Source organism: Brevibacillus sp. NRRL NRS-603, assembly GCF_003013445.1.
GTDB classification, from domain to species: Bacteria; Bacillota; Bacilli; order Brevibacillales; family Brevibacillaceae; genus Brevibacillus; species Brevibacillus formosus.
Genome location: NZ_PXZN01000024.1, coordinates 126,913 through 145,575, shown reverse-complemented (window position 1 = coordinate 145,575; position 18,663 = coordinate 126,913). Strand labels below are relative to the sequence as shown.

At 47.3% G+C, this 18,663-nt stretch carries 21 protein-coding genes; 4 read left to right on the top strand and 17 right to left on the bottom strand.

Going from position 1 to position 18,663, the window contains the following annotated elements; translation table 11 throughout:
* Positions 1–8: 8 nt before the first annotated feature.
* The 5 genes from C7R94_RS19885 to C7R94_RS19865 form a co-directional block, all read right to left on the bottom strand.
* On the bottom strand, positions 9–971 hold the full coding sequence (locus C7R94_RS19885; RefSeq protein WP_106783955.1) for a GNAT family N-acetyltransferase: 963 nt from the start codon (positions 969–971) through the stop codon (positions 9–11).
* 23 nt (positions 972–994) lie between these two features.
* Positions 995–1,822, bottom strand: a complete 828-nt coding sequence (locus C7R94_RS19880) for a carbohydrate ABC transporter permease (protein ID WP_048034482.1) — start codon at positions 1,820–1,822, stop codon at positions 995–997.
* A gap of 17 nt (positions 1,823–1,839) precedes the next feature.
* Positions 1,840–2,787: a carbohydrate ABC transporter permease gene (locus tag C7R94_RS19875; RefSeq protein WP_106783953.1), complete on the bottom strand. Its 948-nt coding sequence runs from the start codon at positions 2,785–2,787 to the stop codon at positions 1,840–1,842.
* A 29-nt stretch (positions 2,788–2,816) separates the two neighbouring features.
* A complete protein-coding gene (locus C7R94_RS19870) occupies positions 2,817–4,148 on the bottom strand; it encodes an ABC transporter substrate-binding protein (RefSeq protein ID WP_106783950.1) in 1,332 nt (443 codons plus the stop codon).
* A gap of 242 nt (positions 4,149–4,390) precedes the next feature.
* Positions 4,391–4,600 carry a hypothetical protein gene (locus tag C7R94_RS19865; protein ID WP_233220616.1) on the bottom strand — a complete coding sequence of 70 codons (210 nt, stop codon included), beginning with the start codon at positions 4,598–4,600 and terminating at the stop codon, positions 4,391–4,393.
* Positions 4,601–4,873: 273 nt separating this feature from the next.
* On the opposite strand from C7R94_RS19865, the gene C7R94_RS19860 reads away from it, so the two are divergent.
* Positions 4,874–5,518: a hypothetical protein gene (locus C7R94_RS19860; RefSeq protein WP_106783948.1), complete on the top strand. Its 645-nt coding sequence runs from the start codon at positions 4,874–4,876 to the stop codon at positions 5,516–5,518.
* Between the two features lie 164 nt (positions 5,519–5,682).
* On the top strand, positions 5,683–6,282 hold the full coding sequence (locus C7R94_RS19855; protein ID WP_106783945.1) for an undecaprenyl-diphosphatase: 600 nt from the start codon (positions 5,683–5,685) through the stop codon (positions 6,280–6,282).
* A gap of 7 nt (positions 6,283–6,289) precedes the next feature.
* On the opposite strand, the gene C7R94_RS19850 is transcribed toward C7R94_RS19855, so the two are convergent.
* The 10 genes from C7R94_RS19850 to C7R94_RS19805 all read right to left on the bottom strand — a co-directional run bounded on the left by C7R94_RS19850 (position 6,290) and on the right by C7R94_RS19805 (position 13,648).
* On the bottom strand, positions 6,290–7,189 hold the full coding sequence (locus C7R94_RS19850) for an SDR family oxidoreductase (protein ID WP_106783942.1): 900 nt from the start codon (positions 7,187–7,189) through the stop codon (positions 6,290–6,292).
* A 136-nt stretch (positions 7,190–7,325) separates the two neighbouring features.
* Positions 7,326–7,676: a DUF4183 domain-containing protein gene (locus tag C7R94_RS30860; RefSeq protein ID WP_106783940.1), complete on the bottom strand. Its 351-nt coding sequence runs from the start codon at positions 7,674–7,676 to the stop codon at positions 7,326–7,328.
* Between the two features lie 107 nt (positions 7,677–7,783).
* Positions 7,784–8,068: a DUF4183 domain-containing protein gene (locus tag C7R94_RS19840; RefSeq protein WP_047074272.1), complete on the bottom strand. Its 285-nt coding sequence runs from the start codon at positions 8,066–8,068 to the stop codon at positions 7,784–7,786.
* Between the two features lie 163 nt (positions 8,069–8,231).
* Positions 8,232–8,744, bottom strand: a complete 513-nt coding sequence (locus tag C7R94_RS19835; RefSeq protein ID WP_233220614.1) for a hemerythrin domain-containing protein — start codon at positions 8,742–8,744, stop codon at positions 8,232–8,234.
* 57 nt (positions 8,745–8,801) lie between these two features.
* Positions 8,802–9,119 carry a hypothetical protein gene (locus C7R94_RS19830; RefSeq protein WP_106783935.1) on the bottom strand — a complete coding sequence of 106 codons (318 nt, stop codon included), beginning with the start codon at positions 9,117–9,119 and terminating at the stop codon, positions 8,802–8,804.
* A 28-nt stretch (positions 9,120–9,147) separates the two neighbouring features.
* Positions 9,148–9,351: a hypothetical protein gene (locus tag C7R94_RS19825; protein ID WP_048034491.1), complete on the bottom strand. Its 204-nt coding sequence runs from the start codon at positions 9,349–9,351 to the stop codon at positions 9,148–9,150.
* Positions 9,335–9,868 (bottom strand): Rieske 2Fe-2S domain-containing protein, encoded by a 534-nt coding sequence (locus tag C7R94_RS19820; RefSeq protein ID WP_106783932.1) that lies wholly within the window; start codon positions 9,866–9,868, stop codon positions 9,335–9,337. The genes C7R94_RS19825 and C7R94_RS19820 overlap by 17 nt, the downstream gene beginning before the upstream one ends.
* 16 nt (positions 9,869–9,884) lie before the next feature.
* Positions 9,885–10,454 (bottom strand): 4Fe-4S dicluster domain-containing protein, encoded by a 570-nt coding sequence (locus C7R94_RS19815; protein ID WP_088909171.1) that lies wholly within the window; start codon positions 10,452–10,454, stop codon positions 9,885–9,887.
* Positions 10,447–12,621, bottom strand: a complete 2,175-nt coding sequence (locus tag C7R94_RS19810) for a molybdopterin oxidoreductase family protein (protein WP_106783929.1) — start codon at positions 12,619–12,621, stop codon at positions 10,447–10,449. The genes C7R94_RS19815 and C7R94_RS19810 overlap by 8 nt, the downstream gene beginning before the upstream one ends.
* On the bottom strand, positions 12,608–13,648 hold the full coding sequence (locus C7R94_RS19805; RefSeq protein ID WP_106783926.1) for a hypothetical protein: 1,041 nt from the start codon (positions 13,646–13,648) through the stop codon (positions 12,608–12,610). Before C7R94_RS19805 ends, C7R94_RS19810 begins: the two co-directional genes overlap by 14 nt.
* A 186-nt stretch (positions 13,649–13,834) precedes the next feature.
* On the opposite strand from C7R94_RS19805, the gene C7R94_RS19800 reads away from it, so the two are divergent.
* Entirely contained in the window at positions 13,835–14,542 is a 708-nt protein-coding gene (locus tag C7R94_RS19800) for a Crp/Fnr family transcriptional regulator (protein WP_047074289.1), read from the top strand.
* Between the two features lie 82 nt (positions 14,543–14,624).
* Here C7R94_RS19800 and C7R94_RS19795 read toward each other — a convergent pair whose 3' ends face one another.
* Positions 14,625–16,124 (bottom strand): nitrate/nitrite transporter, encoded by a 1,500-nt coding sequence (locus C7R94_RS19795; RefSeq protein WP_106783924.1) that lies wholly within the window; start codon positions 16,122–16,124, stop codon positions 14,625–14,627.
* Between the two features lie 145 nt (positions 16,125–16,269).
* On the opposite strand from C7R94_RS19795, the gene hcp reads away from it, so the two are divergent.
* A complete protein-coding gene (gene hcp / locus C7R94_RS19790; protein ID WP_106783922.1) occupies positions 16,270–17,565 on the top strand; it encodes a hydroxylamine reductase in 1,296 nt (431 codons plus the stop codon).
* Between the two features lie 72 nt (positions 17,566–17,637).
* On the opposite strand, the gene C7R94_RS19785 is transcribed toward hcp, so the two are convergent.
* Positions 17,638–18,471, bottom strand: coding sequence for a S1 family peptidase (locus tag C7R94_RS19785; RefSeq protein WP_106784146.1), 834 nt, complete (start codon positions 18,469–18,471; stop codon positions 17,638–17,640).
* Positions 18,472–18,663 lie beyond the last annotated feature (192 nt).

Here is an 18,663-nt window from a genome sequence, read left to right as displayed (position 1 = left end):
TGCTCTTTTTATGAGAATACTTTGCCGTACTTCGCATACTGCTTCCAGCTGTGATACCCGAGCCTAGCATAGAAATCAACCAGCGTCGTCCAATCGATGACAATGTTTGAGATACCTCGATTCCGCAAAGCTACAATGCCCGCCTCCACAATCGCCAGTCCCAAACCCCGTCCCCTATATTCCGCATCCACGCCCAACGGACCGATGCCGCCCAGCCCATCTGCAAACAATGGTGCCCAGTATACGTTTTGGGCAATAAACGGAGAATCGGCATCATTGATCCGGCAAAAACCGACGATCTCTCCGTGCAGCTCTACCACGACGAATTCGCGTCCGGTTCCTCCTCGCTTAAAATAGTGAATGGCTTCATACTCCCAGCGCCCGGGAAAGCATCGATGCAAGAAGGCCAAAAAGGCATCCTCGTCCGCCCTCGTCAACAGTCGAAAGCGGCCATCCGGCACCTCTGGCAATTCCAACTCTGCCTGTTCGCTATACCGGCCTAACAGATCGTTCTCCAATCGATCCTCCGAGTGATACCCTTGTCTCTCAAACCACGCTTTTACGTCCGCAGATTCATCGGGTATGCCCGGGAAATAATGATACGGATCGCGCCCGAGCAAGATCTTTTCCACCCCCTGCTCTCGCAACGCATTTTCTGCCCTTGCAAGCAATTCACGTCCGACCCCTTGCCCGCGATGTGCGCTAGCCACGATCAGAACCTGAATCCAGCCAATGCCTTTTCCCAACTGAATGTCGAGCTTTTCCTGCCAGCATTTGGCCACGACAAAACCGACAGGACGCCGCGTCACAGCATCTATCGCAATCCACGACCCGGCTTTGACTACATTCTGATCCTCAAAGCTGTTTTGCCGCATAAGCCCGGGTCGCATGGGAAAGCGATCGCCCAACTCCTGATTCCACAGCTCGCACAGAGCGTCCGCATATTGATCGTCCCAAGGTACGTATTGCACCGGATACTTGCCTCCCTTACGCCCTATTTCAATCCAGAAGTTTTGGAGCCTTCCACAAAATATTTCTCCGCAAACAAAAACACGATCAAAATCGGGATCAAGCTAATCAAGGCCCCTGCCACAAGCAGTTGATCCTCTGTCTTGTACTGACCGCTCAAAGACAAAATCCCGATCGGCAGCGTAAAGTTCTCGTCCGAAATGAGATAAATGACTGGGGCCAAAATCTCATTCCACTTTCCCATAAACGTAAAGACCGCCAGTGTAGCCAAGGAAGGCTTGCACATCGGCAAAAACACCCGCCAGTAAATCTGGAACGGATTGCAGCCATCCAGCTTTGCCGCTTCCTCGTAATCCTTCGGGATGTTCAAGAATGCTTGCCTCATTAAAAAAATGGCAAACGGCTGTCCGAGCCACTCCAATATCCAAAGCGGAGCCAACGTGTCGAGCAGTCCCAAATTTTTAAAGATAATAAACTGCGGGACTATCGTGACGATCCCCGGGATCATCATCGTTCCAAGCACAATCATGAACAGCGTGTCGCGGAAAGGAAAGCGCAGCCTGGCAAAAGCAAAGGCAATCATCGAGCTGGACAATAAGGCCCCGATAACCGAAAGAATCGCGACAATCAGACTGTTGATCGTATAGCTGCTAAAATTCGCCTGTTCCCATACCGTTGTATAGTTGCTCCACTGGGCTGGATTGGGCAGCCATTCCGGCGGAAATTGCATGTACTGCTTGTAAGTTTTCAGCGAGTTAAACACAGTCGTCAAAAACGGAACCAGCATAATCAACGCACTCGCTATGACAAACAGGTATCCAACGATTTTATTGAGAGGAAAACGCTTTTGCATGGCTACCTCCTTGCCTCTTAATCATAATGAACCCATTTCTTTTGCAGCTTGAATTGGATGAGCGTAATGGCAAGCAAAATAAGGAACAACACCCACGCAATAGCAGAAGCATAGCCCATTTTGAAAAAGCTGAATGCTTGACGGAACATGAACAGCATCAGGACGAGGCTGGCGTTGTTCGCACCACCTGTCGAGCCTGCCTCCGTAGAACCCCCGGTCATGACAAAAATCTGCTCGAAGTTTTGGAAGGAGTAAATCGTATTCAAGATGACGACCAGAAACGTCGTGCCGGAAATCATCGGGACCGTCACCCGCCAAAACTTTTGCCAAGCGTTCGCTCCATCAATCGAGGCTGCCTCGTACATGTCAGAAGAAATTCCTTGCAGCCCGGCGAGAAAAATAATCATCATGTAACCCACTGATTTCCAGATGGCGATGAGAACCAATACCGGAATGACCCAGAATTCATCAATCAGCCAGTTTTGCGGGGCGATGCCCAGTTTGGACAGAAAAGCATTGGCAAAACCGATCCGCTGGTTAAATACCGCATCCGCTACATACGCGATCACCGTCCACGAGGAGATGACCGGCAAAAAGTGAACCATCCTGAAAAATTTCAGGCCCTTCAGCTTTTGATTCAGGGCTACTGCTAACAGCAACGCCAAAAACGTTTTGGCCGGGACGTACAGGATCGTGAAATAGACCGTATTCCATAACGATTGATAAAACAGCGGGTCTTCAAACAGCTTTTCATAGTTGTCCAAGCCCGTCCATTTAGGGGGATTTAAAATATCGTAGTCCGAAAAGCTGAAGTACAATGACGCGACCGATGTTCCCACGACGAATACGAGAAAGTGGATGAGATAAGGGGAGACCATGAGCAGTCCCCATCTCCCCTCGCTATCCAACCATTTTCTCTTTTTTACAGCAGGCTTCGCCTGTTGCTTGGGTTGCAGCTCTAGCATGGTTGGCACACATCCTCACTGATAGATGACTACTGCTTCTTGAAGAAATCATCCAGAACTTTTTGAATGCCTTGGTCTGTTTTCGTAATGAATTCATCTGTTCCGTATTTATCCATGAACAGCTCAGCCAGATTATCCGTGAACACCTTCACCCACTCGGTAAAGACAGCGTTGGTATCAATCGTGCCCGCGAACTCCAAGGTATCGAGGAAGACTTTTTTGTTTTCCGGCTTCGTGGCTGGGTTGAGGAACATTTCGGAATTCGCCACTGATTTTTTCACCGGAATGGCTTCCCCTACTGCTGTCCACTCTTTTTGTGCTTCATCTGATGTCGTCCAGTAGGTGATCCATTCTTTAGCGGCCTTGACCTTCTCTTCCTCTGCTTTTTTGTTGATGACCCATGAGTTGGCAATTACGGGTGCGAAGCGTTTGCCGTCTGGTCCTTTTGGCATGGGAGCAACATCGTAATTCAACCCTGCACCATTCATCGAGGTTGTTGCTGCGTAAATATCAATTTGCATCGCCACAGCCCCGCTCAAAAACGCTTTGAAGTTGCTTTGAAACGCCTTTAGATCAGCCGGATTCGGGAATAGCTTGCGCTGCATGCCGTCTACCATCCACTCGACCGCTTTTTTGTTCTCCGGGCTGTTGATAATCGATTTTGTCAACGTCGGGTCCAATACCCCGCCACCATACGCTTTCAAGATGTTAAACGCACCGCGTGAGCTGCCGAAAAACGCGAAGCCGTACTGCTTCACTGATTTTTTGTCAAAAGCAGGATCGTCTGCATTTTTCCCGTTGGCATCGAGGGTCAGCTTGACGGAAGCCGCCTTCAAATCATCCCAGGTCCAGTCAGCCGTAGGGTATGGTACGCCCGCTTTGTCGAACAAATCCTTGTTGTAGAAAAGGGCTCCTACTTGGATGCCCTGCGGCACGCCCCAATACTTCCCGTCTGCGTCTTTGTTGAACTCCAGACCGTTGAGCTCCTCTTTGCTGATTTCTTTCGTGACGTAGTCGGTGATGTCGAGTATCGCGCCGCGTTGGGCGTAGCCAAACACTTTTGTCCCGTCACTCTGCCAAAGATCAGGCGCATTCCCGGCCGCGATCTGAGTCGTCAGCTTTTGATAGAAGTCATCATAAGGAGCCGTCATCGTTTTGATTTTGATGTGCGGATGCGATTGTTCGAATTTTGCAATAATTTCTTCCATCTTTTTCTTCGTCGGTGGATCAGAGCTGTAGCCCATATACAATTCGACTTTATCCCCCTGCTGTGTGGAGGACTGGCTGCTACATCCAGAAATAAGCAATGCCGCGGTTAAGCCAATCAAACCGAGTACTGAGAGAAACCTTCTCTTTTTCATGGAAAACCTCCCCAATTGCATGAAGTGGAAAACTTGCATAGCTAATGATATTTCCAAACGCCTCACGTACTTTGAAGACAAGGGACTCTTTACTGACTGATAAGGATAAAAGGATAAAGGCAGGAGTTTGTGTATTCTAAGGAGGATTTGCTTGTTTGTATTGCTCCGGAACAGGTTTGCGTGTCTGGTGCAAGTACGCAGCGGAGATGTCGTAATTTTTGGCAGAAGTGGCGGCACTGCGTTCATCCGCTTCTGTTGAAAACGTGGTTATGATCTGCGAGGTTGCACATGCGCATGATGGCAGCTTGGCTGGATTCGCTTCTTTCCGCGAGCTCCTTGATGGAAAGACGCATCACCTCATCCGGATTGGCTAAAATGCAATACGCTGCGTTTTGTTCAGAACGCTTGATATTGTGCAACGATTCGCGGATGCGCAGCAACCCGCCATTCAACACCATACCACCCCTTTTCGTCCACGAATTATTAAGCGCTTACATTCAAGCGTAACGTTGGTAATTCAATTACATATTTTGTATTATAGACACTCGAAATAAAATATCAAGATCAATTGTCAGATTTGAAATAAAATTTCAAAACTATTTTTCGACACTTTCTCCCTTTCGTCGATTTGTAATAAATTTTTCACAATTTTTACAGTTACTTTTCGAATCTCTTTTCGTAATAAACCATGTACACCCAATTGACAAATACTGGGGATGATCAAAATGACCAAGCGTAAGGCACTAGCATTCACCCTGATAGCGGCACTCCTTTTGCCAAACACACCTGTTCTGTCCAACGAAGCCGCAGCAGCCTCCTCCCACAAAGCGAAAGCAACTGTAACTGCGACCAAGTTAGAAGAGCTTTCCATAAAAGATTTGAATCAAAAAACAAAAGGGACTCTAAATCACGTCAAAGAAGTCATCCCAGACCTGAAGAACTATCACATCACCTCCATCGTAAAAGAGAATGTCGTCACCACTTCTGGTCCGATCGAACGTCTGGAAGTGATCATGTCGAGCACACCAGAGGGTACTACCCCAGACTTCGGAGTTGTCCATGTGAACGCAAGTACAGGAGAGCTGATCAGCATCGACATTCAAAACGGACTCCCGTCTTCGAAAGAAGTGTTGGGTGATGAGGAAGCGATCAAAAAAGGCAAGGAGCATCTCAAACTGCTGTTTGGGAAGCACGCGGAAAAATACAAGTTCTCACAGATCCACTCCTCTACTGTCCAGGATAACAAGACACAGATATTTGTTATATATACTTCCCCGGATCATTCCATCAACGTAACCATGGATCGTGTCGGAAAATTAAAGGCTGTCAAAAAAGACATCTACCCCAAAGCAGCTGGCAAAAACAAATAACATGAACCTTTTGTCCAATGAAAAAGAGACGGTTCTGCCGTCTCTTTTTTGATGCTATGAACTCAACCTTACAACCCTGTAATATTTCGTAAGGTAAATCAATTTCCCATTTCTTTGTTATCGAGTAAGATTCTCCTGTTACATGTAAAGGGGGATCACCAAAAATGAATGGAATGGAAATCAACATTCACTATTTTCGCCTGATTAATGACTTGGGGAAAGAGTATCCGGCTCTCAATCCGGTGGCTTTTTTCGTAGCGGAATATATGGTGTTTATTCTTGCGTTGAGTGCTTTGGTGTATTGGTTTACTAGAAAACATGAGAATCGCATCATGGTCATTTGCGCGACGTTTACGTTTGTCATCGCCGAGCTATTCGGGAAAGTAGCCGGAAGCTTTCATGCAAATAATCAGCCATTCGCCGAGCTTGCGGACGTCAATCAATTGGTACAAAAAGCAATCGACAATTCATTTCCCAGCGACCATACGATCCTGTTTTTTTCCTTTTGCATGACCTACTGGCTTTTTAGAAAGACGACGGGGCCACTCTGGATGCTGCTTGCTGCTTGTGTCGGGCTTTCTCGCATTTTGGTAGGCGTTCATTATCCGGCAGATGTCATTGTGGGTGCCCTGATCAGCATTGGGTCTGCCCTGGCCGTCTATATAATCGTGCCGAGATTGAGTTTTGTCCATACTCTACTTGCTTTCTATGAAAAAGGAGAGCAAGCGATCTTGCCTACGAAATCGAAAACGAGAGACTTTTGATTCACTGCTACGTCTCTGTCATCGTCCCACCATTGACGTGCAATACCTGGCCTGTGACATATCCCGAATCATCCGAGGCCAGGTAGACATAGGTCGGAGCCAGCTCGAACGGCTGCCCTGCGCGACGCATCGGTGTGTCTACACCCAAAGTCGTGATGTATTCTGCCGAATAGCTGGATACTTGCAGCGGTGTCCAGATTGGTCCAGGAGCAACTGCATTCACCCTGATGCCTTGCTTGACCAATTGAAGGGACAAGGAACGGGTAAAGGAGACGATGGCCCCTTTGGTTGCTGAATAATCGACCAATTGCGGATGACCAGCATAGGCAGTAACCGATGTCGTACTAATGATGGAACTGCCTGGCTGCAAATGCGGCAACGCCTCTTGTGTGATGTAGAATAAGGGGAAAAGGTTGGTCCGAAATGTGTCTTCCAGTTGCTCACGACTTATATAGAGAATGCTTTCTTGTGGAAACTGTACGCCTTGATTCAAAACGAGCACATCCAATTTGCCAAAACAGCCAATCGTTTGGCGCACTACCTCCCGACACCAAGCCTCGTCGCGCAAGTCTCCCGGCAGCAGCAAACATTGCCCTCCGTAATACTCGATGACTTGCTTGGTCTCCTCGGCGTCGATGTGCTCATCCAAATAAGGAATCGCTACAGCTGCCCCCTCCTTCGCAAAAGCAACCGCTACGGCACGGCCAATCCCGCTGTCTCCACCAGTTATAATCGCTACCTTTCCCCGAAGCTTTCCACTCCCGATATAGTCAGGATTATCGAAAATCGGTCGCGGAACCATCAAGTATTCCATCCCCGGTTGTCGATCCTGGTGCTGCGGCGGAAACGTGAGAGGAGTCTCTTCGCAAGTCGTCTTGTAACTATAATATGGGTATTTCGGATACATGGAAAATACCTCCTGTACAGATGCAGTCGATATCGCCATGATATTCGCCTACCCTTCTGGGTGTGCGCTGTGTACGCCATCAAGGGCACAGCATGGAAGGAAAATGACATGTATGTATAACATGACCTTTTCCCATTTATGCGACAATCATCTTGATGAACTGAAGAATAAGAGGAACTCCTTGTACAGGAATGTCACTGAGAATCAAAACTCCCGGCTGGACAACATATACATTGGAAGGTTGAAGCATTCCATTGATGAAAAGATTCACAACAGAAACTTCATTCGGGTCTAGAATACCGGAAGTACTGAATGGAATGACAGCATCACTGTTGGTATACATGTTTTTGACTCCATCCGATATTGCTGTATACTGATAGGTTTCTGTTCGTATTAAACCAGGCGTACATGGGCATGGGGGGCACGGCGGCACGATTTGCAAACTCTGTCTCCTCACTGTGTATGACTGTGTGACATAGTGCCTCATGAAATCACTCGTCCTTTCTCGAAGTGCTTCGATCGTTCACTCCAATTGACACATAGGAGTGAACCCCAAGCACTTTCCATCCACCTGGGGCCACCACCCTATTCACCTTAGTTAACGACAAACTCTACAACTATAGGTGTACCACCGTTTTCGGCATCTCCATCTGGAATCGTGATCGCTGTCGTTGTGATTGTGGAAGTATTACCTGCCTGAATGACCCCATTGATGTAGAGATTGTAAAAAGCAAACGTACCAGGAAATGCTGTGGCAGCAGCGCCCGTGTCAGTGGTAAATGCAGTTGCCGCAATGGCAAACGTAGCGCCAGTACCAGTTCCAGCACCCATGGTGGACGTAAATCTCAATGAGGTTAGATACGGTTTAACAATCGGCACTTAGAACCCCTCCTCCTCTAATTATCCCTACTAGTAAATGATTGGTTTCATCCGATTGAAACCGACAAATGACAGTAGAAACACGCACATTTCCCCTCAAAAGAATATAATTGGAAAATAAAGCCACCCTCCCACTTTTACCAGTAGGAGGGCTACATGATTTCTAATCTTGAAACAGTACTCGCAACTGCTCTTTCTCTGCGTCACTCAATACGTATTCTGCCATCGGGAACAGGACACTCTCTTCTTTAAAGAAATGTTCCATGAGTATTTCTATTGACTTCAGCAAATGAGTGTGGACAGCTTCTATTTCAACTGGATCAGATTTCTCCTTTTCTACGATTCGCATGAACGACATCAGGCTTTCATGAATAAGATCATGCTCTTCCTCCATGGCAGCAATCGGTCCCATCTCCCGTTCGATATAATTAGCCATCAGGGGATACAGGTCTTCTTCCTCGCGTCTGGAGTGTTTCTCCAGTTCCGACCGAAACGAGGACGCCAGCTCATGAAGCTCTGTTAAGCCTTTCTTTCTTTTCGTAGGTTCGGCAGTAGATTTCAGGTTATTTGCTAGATGTACGAGCTCATTCATCTGCTCAGCTAATGATAGGTGCTCTTCTTTCAATTTTTCCAGAGCTGGACACAGCTTCCTTCTCCCTTCAAACTCCTGCATCATCCCCATACATCCTATAGGCGGTGGTCCCATTACAATCCCTCCATCTACGTGTGGAAGTTAGTTACCAAAAGAAATATGATACGCTAACTGTCCCCGATTGTCCCTAGCAACCATTCGAATACAGTCATCCTCTTGCGAAAAAACAATCGGTCCATTCTGGATGGGAATCGCAACAAACTGGCAGGGATTAAAATAGAGTCGCAGATGCTCCTCGTCCTCCGTGATCTCCCACTTTGCCAGCTGCCTTTCCAAGAGAGCCGGACTGTGTGGTTCGGCATCATCCGCCAAATCTTGAATGAGTATCCCCATTTTTTTATCCACTAAGGCAGGCAGCTCTTGATGAAGCTCCGCAATCGTTCGCTTACTAGGATTCATGGCACCTGATCACACTTCCTTCCCCGGATTATTTCCCTTGCTCTCTCCGATCTCGCTGGTCTTTTCTCAATACCATCCATGCCAGTGGGAACAACACCACCGTTGCACCGCTAAGCAAAAGCACCTCCATATATCGCTGTGCAAAATACATATTGACTGTGTACTGGGTGCAAACAATGCTGGCGAACAAGATCAATGCTAATAGGATGACCCCTCTATAGCTGCTCTTCATATCTCTTCACCCCTACAGCGTATACGGCTCCATCTTTCTCTTGAAGCACGATTTCCGGAAGTGGTCTTCTTGGGGGACCAGCAAGCGGCTTACCTGTGGCGACATCAAATTTCCCATGATGGCAAGGACATAGCAGCTCTTTCTCATCTCGGTCCCAAAATACCGGACAACGCAGATGGGTGCATGCATTTTGATACGCCTTGTATTCCTTTTCCTTTACATATACGAACAACGCGCTGTCATGCTCTCCTGGATAAGCAAACTCGATCGCATCTCCGGGTTTTATATCGCTGAGATTCGCGATTTTTTGTGTGGGATACGACTTGCTGGATGAACTCATCAGCTCCTTGGCAGCTAATGCTCCCCATGGCAGAGTAGATGCCGCGAAAAGACCGGCCGCTCCTACCATTGTTTTCATGAAACTCCGTCGATCCAGGCTACGTTCATTGGAACGGTTGAGGTTATGTGTATAATTGTCATCCTTCAACGGAATGGGGCGGGTTTTCTCGTTCTCCATAAGGTATATCTCCCCTCTAGAATAGCTTCTGTTTGCCCTGCAGAATGCCAGGCAGGCTAATTTTCACATTGGTTTCGCCTTCCAGCACATCTGGGTCGTGGCTGGCAGTCCATTTGCCATTGGCCAAAGGAATCTGTGCCCGTTTTTCTTCCAGCTCTGCTTCCTCAATCCACTGCAAGGTATTTGTCGGGCAAACCGAAGCGCACATCGGCGGGATTCCCTCTTTCGTACGGTCGTAGCATAGATCGCATTTGTACATGAGATTCTGCTCTTCATCAAATTTAGGAATCCCATAGGGGCAGGCAATCGTGCAATTTTGACAACCGATGCATTTCTCTACCAAGGCTGACAATACGGCCCCATTGTCTGCGATTTGAATCGCCTGAGCTGGACAGCTGCGGGCGCAAGCAGGGTTGACACAATGAAAGCACATGAGAGGAATCGTTTGTCTGCTGATAAACGGGTCCACATCCAGCACGTAATTTCGGTTTCGGTTGTCGTGACCTCCACACTGTGTACACGCCGCCAAGCAACTTCGACAACCAATGCAATTGTCCATTTCGATGTATAAGACTTGTTTACCCATGGCGAACTCCTCCAAGTTTGTGCTTGATGATTTTCGCGGCGCACGCTTTAAACTCAGGCATTTTGCTGTAAGGGTCCAATGCCGGGTTGGTCAGCAGATTGATAGACTGGTCTTTCCCCCAATGGTATGGAACAAACACCGTATCCTCTCGAATCGCCTCGATAACTTTCACACGGTACTGCGCCTCGCCTCTTCTTGTTTTCAGAGTGACCAGCTCATCGTGTTCAATACCGTAGCGTTTCGCTGTTTTTGGGTGAACCTCTAGCAGCGGATCAGGATACATGTCCTTCAAAAACGTGATTCGTCTTGTCTGGTTCCCGGACAAATAGTGGAACACAACTCGTCCCGTCGTTAACCGCAAAGGATATTCTTCATCCGGCTCCTCCGCTGGCGGGCGGTAAGGCAGCGCACATATTTTGGCTTTGCCATCCGGGTGATAAAATTTTTTATCCAGGAATAAATGGGGCTGTCCCTCGTCGCCTTCCTCGCGGCACGGCCAGAAAACACCATTGTTTTGATCAATTTTCTCGTAGGTGACCCCATAATAGTCAGCTATTCCGCCTTTGGAGACCTGACGTATTTCATTGAAAATATCCTGTGGAGACTTCAAGTGAGTAAAGAATTGTCCGCGCCCCATTCTTTTGGCGATTTCTATCTGAATCCACCAGTCAGGCTTGGATTCGGCAAACCATTCCTGTGCCTGACGGTGACGAATGATGCGTCCTTCGAGATTGGTTGTCGTTCCATCGTCCTCTGCCCAAGTCGTAACGGGAAGAACGACATCGGCGTATTCAGCTGATTCCGACAAGTAAAAGTCGCAGCAAACCATAAAATCAAGACTTTTCAGGGACTCCCGAACATGGTTTAGATTTGGCGCACTTACAACCGGATTGGAGCAGAGTAAGTATAAGCTGCGAATCGTTTTATCCTTCATCAGCTGGAACATCTCATAGGCTGAAACACCTTTCTGTGGCATCTCTTCTACGGATATGCCCCAGGCACACGCTATTTCACGTACATGTTCAGGATTGTCGAGCTTGCGGTAGCCAGGCAATTGATCGGCTTTTTGCCCGTGTTCCCGCCCCCCCTGACCGTTGCCTTGACCGGTAAGGGTTGCAACACCTGATTTCGGACGGCCAATCTTGCCTGTGACGAGCGACATGTTGGTATAGGCCGATACGTTGTCTGTCCCTTTCGATTGCTGCTCTACACCACGGCAGAACATTACAATCGCATCAGGTGCCCTCCCGAAAATGTCGGCAGCCCGCACAATCTTCTCCACCGAAACCCCTGTTATTTCGCTGACAGACTCCGGTGTGAAGGCAGCAACCACTTCTTTTGTTTCTTCAAAACCATTCGTATGATTGCGTATAAAGTCTTCATCGATATGCCCATTCTTGATCAGGAGATGAACGATTCCGTTTGCCAGCGCCAAATCTGTACCGGGCCGCAAATCCAGATGAATATCAGCGCGACGTGCCAAAGGTGTTTCCCTTGGATCGGCTACGATCAAATAGCCACCTCGATTTTGCACTTCCCAAATACGAAACATGCTGGTTGGATGACACTCAGCCGCGTTTGATCCAGCCAAAAACAAGCAGTCTGTTTGGTGAATGTCTGTCCAGGGAATGGTAGAACCGCGGTCAATCCCCAAGCTTCGATTCAATCCCGCCGCAGCGGAGGACATGCAGAAGCGGCCATTGTAGTCGATATAGCGGGTTTGCAAGGCGACCCTCGCAAACTTACCCGTGAGGTAGCATTTTTCGTTCGTCATGGAAACGCCAGAATAAACAGATAGGGTATCTTTGCCATAGTTGTGCTGCAACTCCTTGAACTTGGAAACGATCAAGTCAAGCGCTTCCTCCCATGACGCTTCCCGAAAACCTTCCGCCGTGCCTTTTAATGAAGCATCTGTTCGAATCAACGGCCGCTGTATCCGATCCGGATGGTTGACCTGCTGATAAGCCGTCACCCCTTTGGGGCACATCTTTCCCAGATTGACAGGGAAATCGTACCGTGGCTCCACTCCGATAATCTTGTTGGCAGTTGTATCTACACGCAGGTTCATCCCGCATTGCATACCGCAATAGCAGCAGTGCGTGCTGACCAATTTCTCGTTAGGATGAATCTTGTTTTCCACTACTTTAAAAAATTTATCCTTTGGCATGTTGATTTGCCTCCCTGGCATTGATCTCGTGCGTAGGAACTCCTGTGAAGCGGAACATCCGGTATTTTCTGCGGCACGGCAAGCAAAGTTCAGCCAAGTGGAATCCTTCTTCCATTTGAAAAGCCATTTCGTTTTTACCCAGCACGTTGATTACATCTGCCGACTGTTCCGCGGAAACAAACTCATTCCTGCACACTTTGCACTTTTTCATTTCCTGCTCTCCATAGTGCTCGCGATAATTGCGAGCAAACACACTCATGGGACGGAACGGTATGTGAGCCAGTTTTCCAAATGGCAGATAAATCAATGTCACAATCACTGCAAATTGGTGAGTGACTGATATGACTGGATGCCCAAAGCCCCCTAAGAACATGTTGCTTGCTGTTAACATCAATCCTGTCACGCTGATAAACAGTAGCAGATATAAAGGCAAAAAGTCGTAGACAAAGGATTGTTCAGCCCGTGCCTGCATGTTCTTATACCTGCGATACAAAGCCATGACTGCTCCGCCGATGACCATAAAAGCCGTAATGTTCAATGCGTTGTAAAAGAGAAAGGCAACCCAGCCATCTGCTTGTACGGTCAAAACATCCACACCCATGAACACGACCTGATAGTAGCCGTTGTCCGTCATCGTGAAATACATCCAGCCAAACACTAATGGAAACGTGACAAACGCGGCCAAGATGCATCCCCATCCCAGCAAAATGTGCTGCGTCCAGCGGTACCATCCCCGGTTCCAAATAAAGCGATAGATGGCCAGATGATCCACCGCTGTATTCGCCGTGCTTTTACGAAAAAGAAGTCGTAGCCCCTTTTTCAAAATGACATTCGTTGGCGGGCGATCTGCCCACGCAGAAAATCGGTAAAGGAAGCCTCCGATAAAGACAAGAGTCCCCACCATATAGCCGTAAAGCGCCAAATCAATATGCGTGAAAAAACGTGTTCCCACGTAACTTAGGACGAACAAGCAAGCAATGATGATAAAAGCACGCTTCGCCACTTTGGAAGCAAATAGATAGTTCATACAACACCCTCCCTGCTGCTGCTCATTTTTTTCCTTTCGCTTGAGTCCATTGTAGCAACGGCTCGAGACCCAGGTTGTGATTTACCTCACACCACTGCCACAATCAGGACAATTTTCTCCCCCCAACCATTGAATTCGGATGATATAATGAGTTACCTATGTATCCTTGTTGTAGGGGGGACCCACATGACCGGAAATGGCACAACCTTTGTCGAACAGATTTCTTCCGATTTTGTGAATAGCCTTGAAACCTTTTCTGTTCGGAAAAGCTTTGTTCCTGGAGCCGTTCTGTTTTTGGATGGCGAAAGAGCCGATCAGCTATTCTTAATTTCGTCTGGCCAAATCAAGCTCACAAAAAACACAAACGATGGAAAAGAATTAACACTGCAAGTATTTGGTGCAGGAGAGCTAGTCGGCGTCTCAGGGCTCTTCGAACAGGAATTGACGTATACCTCCACAGGCACCATGTTGATGGAGGGTGAGGTATGGATCATCCCGCGACAAGCGTTGGAAAAAATGCTCATCAAAAACGGTCAATTTTGCGTAGACTTCCTGCGTTGGATGGGATTGATGAACAGGCGGATGCAGTCCAAATTTCGCGATTTGCTACTCAATGGCAAAATTGGTGCCTTGTATTCAACGCTCATCCGCATGAGTAACACGTACGGCAAGCCACACCCCGACGGAATCCTCATCGACCTTTCCCTTACGAATCGTGATTTGGCACAATTCATTGGTCTCACACGAGAAAGTGTCAACCGGATGCTTTCCGATCTGAAAAAACAGGACTCCATCGATCTGCTTCCCCACGGGCATATCTTGATAAAGGACCTTGCCTATTTAAAAGAGGCGATTTATTGCGATGACTGCCCTCCAGATATTTGCCAAATGTAAGCACAATCTACATCCTTTCTTGAACAAAAAAAGTCCTGGACTTGTCCGTCCAAGACTTTTTTTCATGAGTTTTCAAGCTTTTTTATCCGTGTCTTTGCTCCGCGAGCTCGCTGAACATGCCAGCATAGTACTCGACGTCTCCCGCATCATCCAGAATCGCGCTGATCGTTAACCATTGGCGATACTGATCTCCATTCTTCCGACGATTCCAGATCTCCCCTTGCCAATAGCCATTGTTCTTGATCGAGTCCCACATTTTTTGATAGAAATCGGCATCCTGCCTGCCAGATTTTAAAATATTGGGGGACTTGCCAATCACCTCATTCATCTCATAACCGGTCACTTTCGTAAAAGCATGGTTCGCACTTTTAATGACCCCTCGTGTATCGGTAATCAATATCGCCTCTCCCGTCTTTTCCATAATGGTGGCGGCGAGCTGCAGCTTCTCTTGATAAAACATCCACATTACCAAGACCAAGCTAACAAGTGCAAACTGAGATAAGGCCATGAAACCGATCGCGTAATGCCCGGTCAGATTAAACAGCATCGTTAAGATCAACGGCGGGAAAAATCCTCCTAATCCCCCCATGGCAGATACGATCCCATTCACAATCCCCGCTTGCCGCGAGAAATACATCGGCACTAATTTGAACACGGCACCGTTACCGATTCCGGCACAAAGCGCTACCAACAGGCAGCCTACCGTGTACATCAAAATCGATGGTGAAAACGATAAGACAATACCAGACAAGGCGAGCCCGGCAAACACAATCATCAATGCCTTGAAGGGGTTCCACCTATCTCCTAGCCAGCCTCCCAATGGTCTCGCAAGTGTCGCCAAAAGAATGAACCCTGCTGTTCTCATACCTGCATCTACTTTATCCAATTGGAAATGGCTTACTAAAAAATTCGGGAGATACACGGTGAAAGCAACGAAGCAGCCAAACGTAATAAAGTAGAACAAACTGATTAGCCACAGCTTTTCGTTTTTGTACACACTCTTTATCTGCTGACCAAGAGGAGTCACTACCTTAGGTTCATTTTTATCCCCCATCAAGAAGGTTAGCACTGCGAATCCCACAAGCAATAACATGAACATCTGTACAGTAGTTGCCCATCCAAACGATTTAGCCAGAACTGGCGCTGAAAAAGTGGTTATCGCCGTACCAATATTCCCCATACCGTAGATTCCGTTTACAGAACCATGCTTTTCTTTCGGATAGTATTTAGGTAGAGACGTGACACCAACGGAAAACACCGCTCCGCCTATCCCTATAAATAGCCCGCCGATTAACAAATCTGTATAAGTGGTCGCCTGGCTAATATAAAAGACAGGAGCCAGCAGCAAGAGAAAGCTTATGCTAAATAATATTCTCGCCCCAAATCGGTTACTCCAATATCCAACAGGGATTCTCAGCAACGATCCTAGAAGAACAGGAATCGCTGTCACCCACGCCACTTCGCTTGCACTCATAGGTACGGTTTCCTTGATAAAAGGCATGAGCGATGACAGAATGACCCATACCATGAAACCGACCGTAAGACTCAACGTCTGTAATGGCAACTGCCATTTTCGTACCATAAACAACACCCCTCACTTGGGAAATCTTCTTCATCCACTATGATAAGAGGCAAAGTTTGGTTTCGTTGTGATTTTAATCACAGCTCCTTCCCAGCAACCCGCTTATAATCAAAGCGAAATCTTGAATCGAAGGAGTGGATTATGCATGTTTTGTTATCAATGTGAACAGACTCCAACAGGTGGTTGTAAGGTCATCGGCGTGTGCGGAAAGAATGAAGATCTTGCGAGTATTCAGGATACCATTATTTTTGCTTTAAAAGGAATTGCGGCTTATGCCACACATGCTCGACAACTAGGCTATATCGATCCTGAAGTGGATGGGATTACGCAGGAAGCTCTTTATTTTACATTGACGAATGTGAATTTTAACTTGGATGAACATTTGCAAATGGCTATGAAAGTAGGGAAAGCCGCGATAAAAGTCATGGAGCTTTTGGATCGGGCCCATACGGATCATTTCGGAGTACCGCAGCCAATCACCGTCTCGCAAAATAAAATAGAAGGAAAATGCATCGTTGTTACGGGACACAATCTGTTTGCTCTCGAAGAACTGTTAAAACAGACGGAAGGCAAAGGAATCAATGTGTATACCCATTCCGAAATGCTGCCTGCCCATGGCTATCCCGCACTGAAGAAATATCCTCATTTGAAAGGTAACATCGGGAAAGCATGGTACGATCAACGCCAATTGTTCGAGAAATTTCCTGGTGCCATACTGGCTACAACAAACTGTGTGATGCCTATTCGAGGCAGCTACGCCGATCGTTTCTTTTCGTATGATATAACCGGTTTGGAAAATGTGACGAAAATTGTAGATAACGATTTTGCGCCGCTCATTGAAAAAGCATTGTCTCTTCCTGAGGTTTCTATCGAATCAGAACTGACATTGACAACCGGCTATCATCACAAAACGGTCCTCGGCATCGCCCCAGAAATTATTCAGGCAGTCAAGGAAGGAAAAATCAAACGCTTCTTCGTCATCGCTGGTTGTGACGCTCCTGGCAAGGGAGGCGAGTATTACCGTGAATTGGCTACGTCCTTACCGCCGGAAACCGTTATTCTTACGACCTCCTGCGGAAAATTCCGTTTTAACGATGTAGATTTCGGCACCGTGCCAGGTACCGGCATCCCACGATATATCGATTTGGGACAGTGCAATAACTCGGTTTCTACCATTACGATTGCGGCTGCATTAGCCGATGCCTTCGAGTGTGAAGTGAACGAGCTGCCGGTAAGTATCGTTCTTTCCTGGTTTGAACAAAAAGCGGTTGCCATCCTGCTCGGTCTGTTTAGCCTAGGGATACAAGATATACGGATCGGTCCAAAATTGCCTGAGTTCATTCAGCCCGGTGTTCTGCAAGTATTGCAAGACTTGTTCCATATTCAGTTGATTGGCGATGCCCAAGAAGATATGAAGCAAATGCTCGGAATCACACAATAGGCTGTCGCCTGTGACCACCAATCATAAAATGAGGCACCTTCTTATTACAGAGAGGTGCCTCATTCTACCTTTTTATAACCATTTTGCAAGCCATTCTGAAACAGCTTGGTGCTGCAAATTGATTGCTTCTCCACCAGGAACACTTTCCCGGATGCTTCCTCGTTGGATGCCTACAGACGTTATGTTAACGAAAATACCGACCAGTTCTCCATATTCATTGACGGCAGCTCCGCCGCTGTTGCCATTCTCCACAGGAACAGAGCAGTCAAATTCCCACGATTGCATCTTGGTACTTAACTGACACAACTCACCAGTCCTTACAATCCAGTCCGTATACTCCGCTTCAACAGTCACTAGCTTTTGACCACTCACAAGTGGATCGGCACTCAAAGGCAGGAATAGTAATTTTGCTGACGGTCGCTCAATCTTATATAGCGCCAGATCAACTGCATCTTTTCCTATTCCCGGGTGCTCCGCAACCAGAGTCGCGTCTAACCAATCCCGAGAGTACGTTTTCGCTCTAAAAGAGACTCTGCCTTTGGATACGTGTTTTGCCGTCAGCAATAGGCCGCCTTTCAATAATACACCCGTTCCGCCGAATCCAATGTCTATGTGAACCGAAGCAGCCTTTGCCAGCTTCTCGATTTCACTCCAAGGCTTCGGTTGCTTGGCAGGCTTCGTAGGTTCTGGAGTTGGTTCAGGCTTCGGCTTTTCTGGCGTTTCGGGTTGAGGAACTGTTGCAGTCAGTTTTTTCGCCATGTTTTGGATGAGGAATGCTACCAAGTCTCCACGGACAACTCCGCCTTCATGAGCATTTTTTACCCAGTATTCAGCTGATTGGATGACTGATTGGTTTTGTAATACCTTTAATGCCTCTATTGTCTGCTTGTCCGCCTGTTTATTCACAGTCTTTCCTCCATCTCTAGTCTCGTGTTCTCCAGTCTTCATTTCTTGCCGGAATCCTTGCTGACCAAGCGGTTGAGATTCTATTTGTTCTATTATTATTTTACCAAACATTTCATTTTTTCCCATTACGATTGATCCAGGTGGAATTAAAAAAAGGCCCTATCCATTAGTAGATAAGACCCTCCTGTTTCC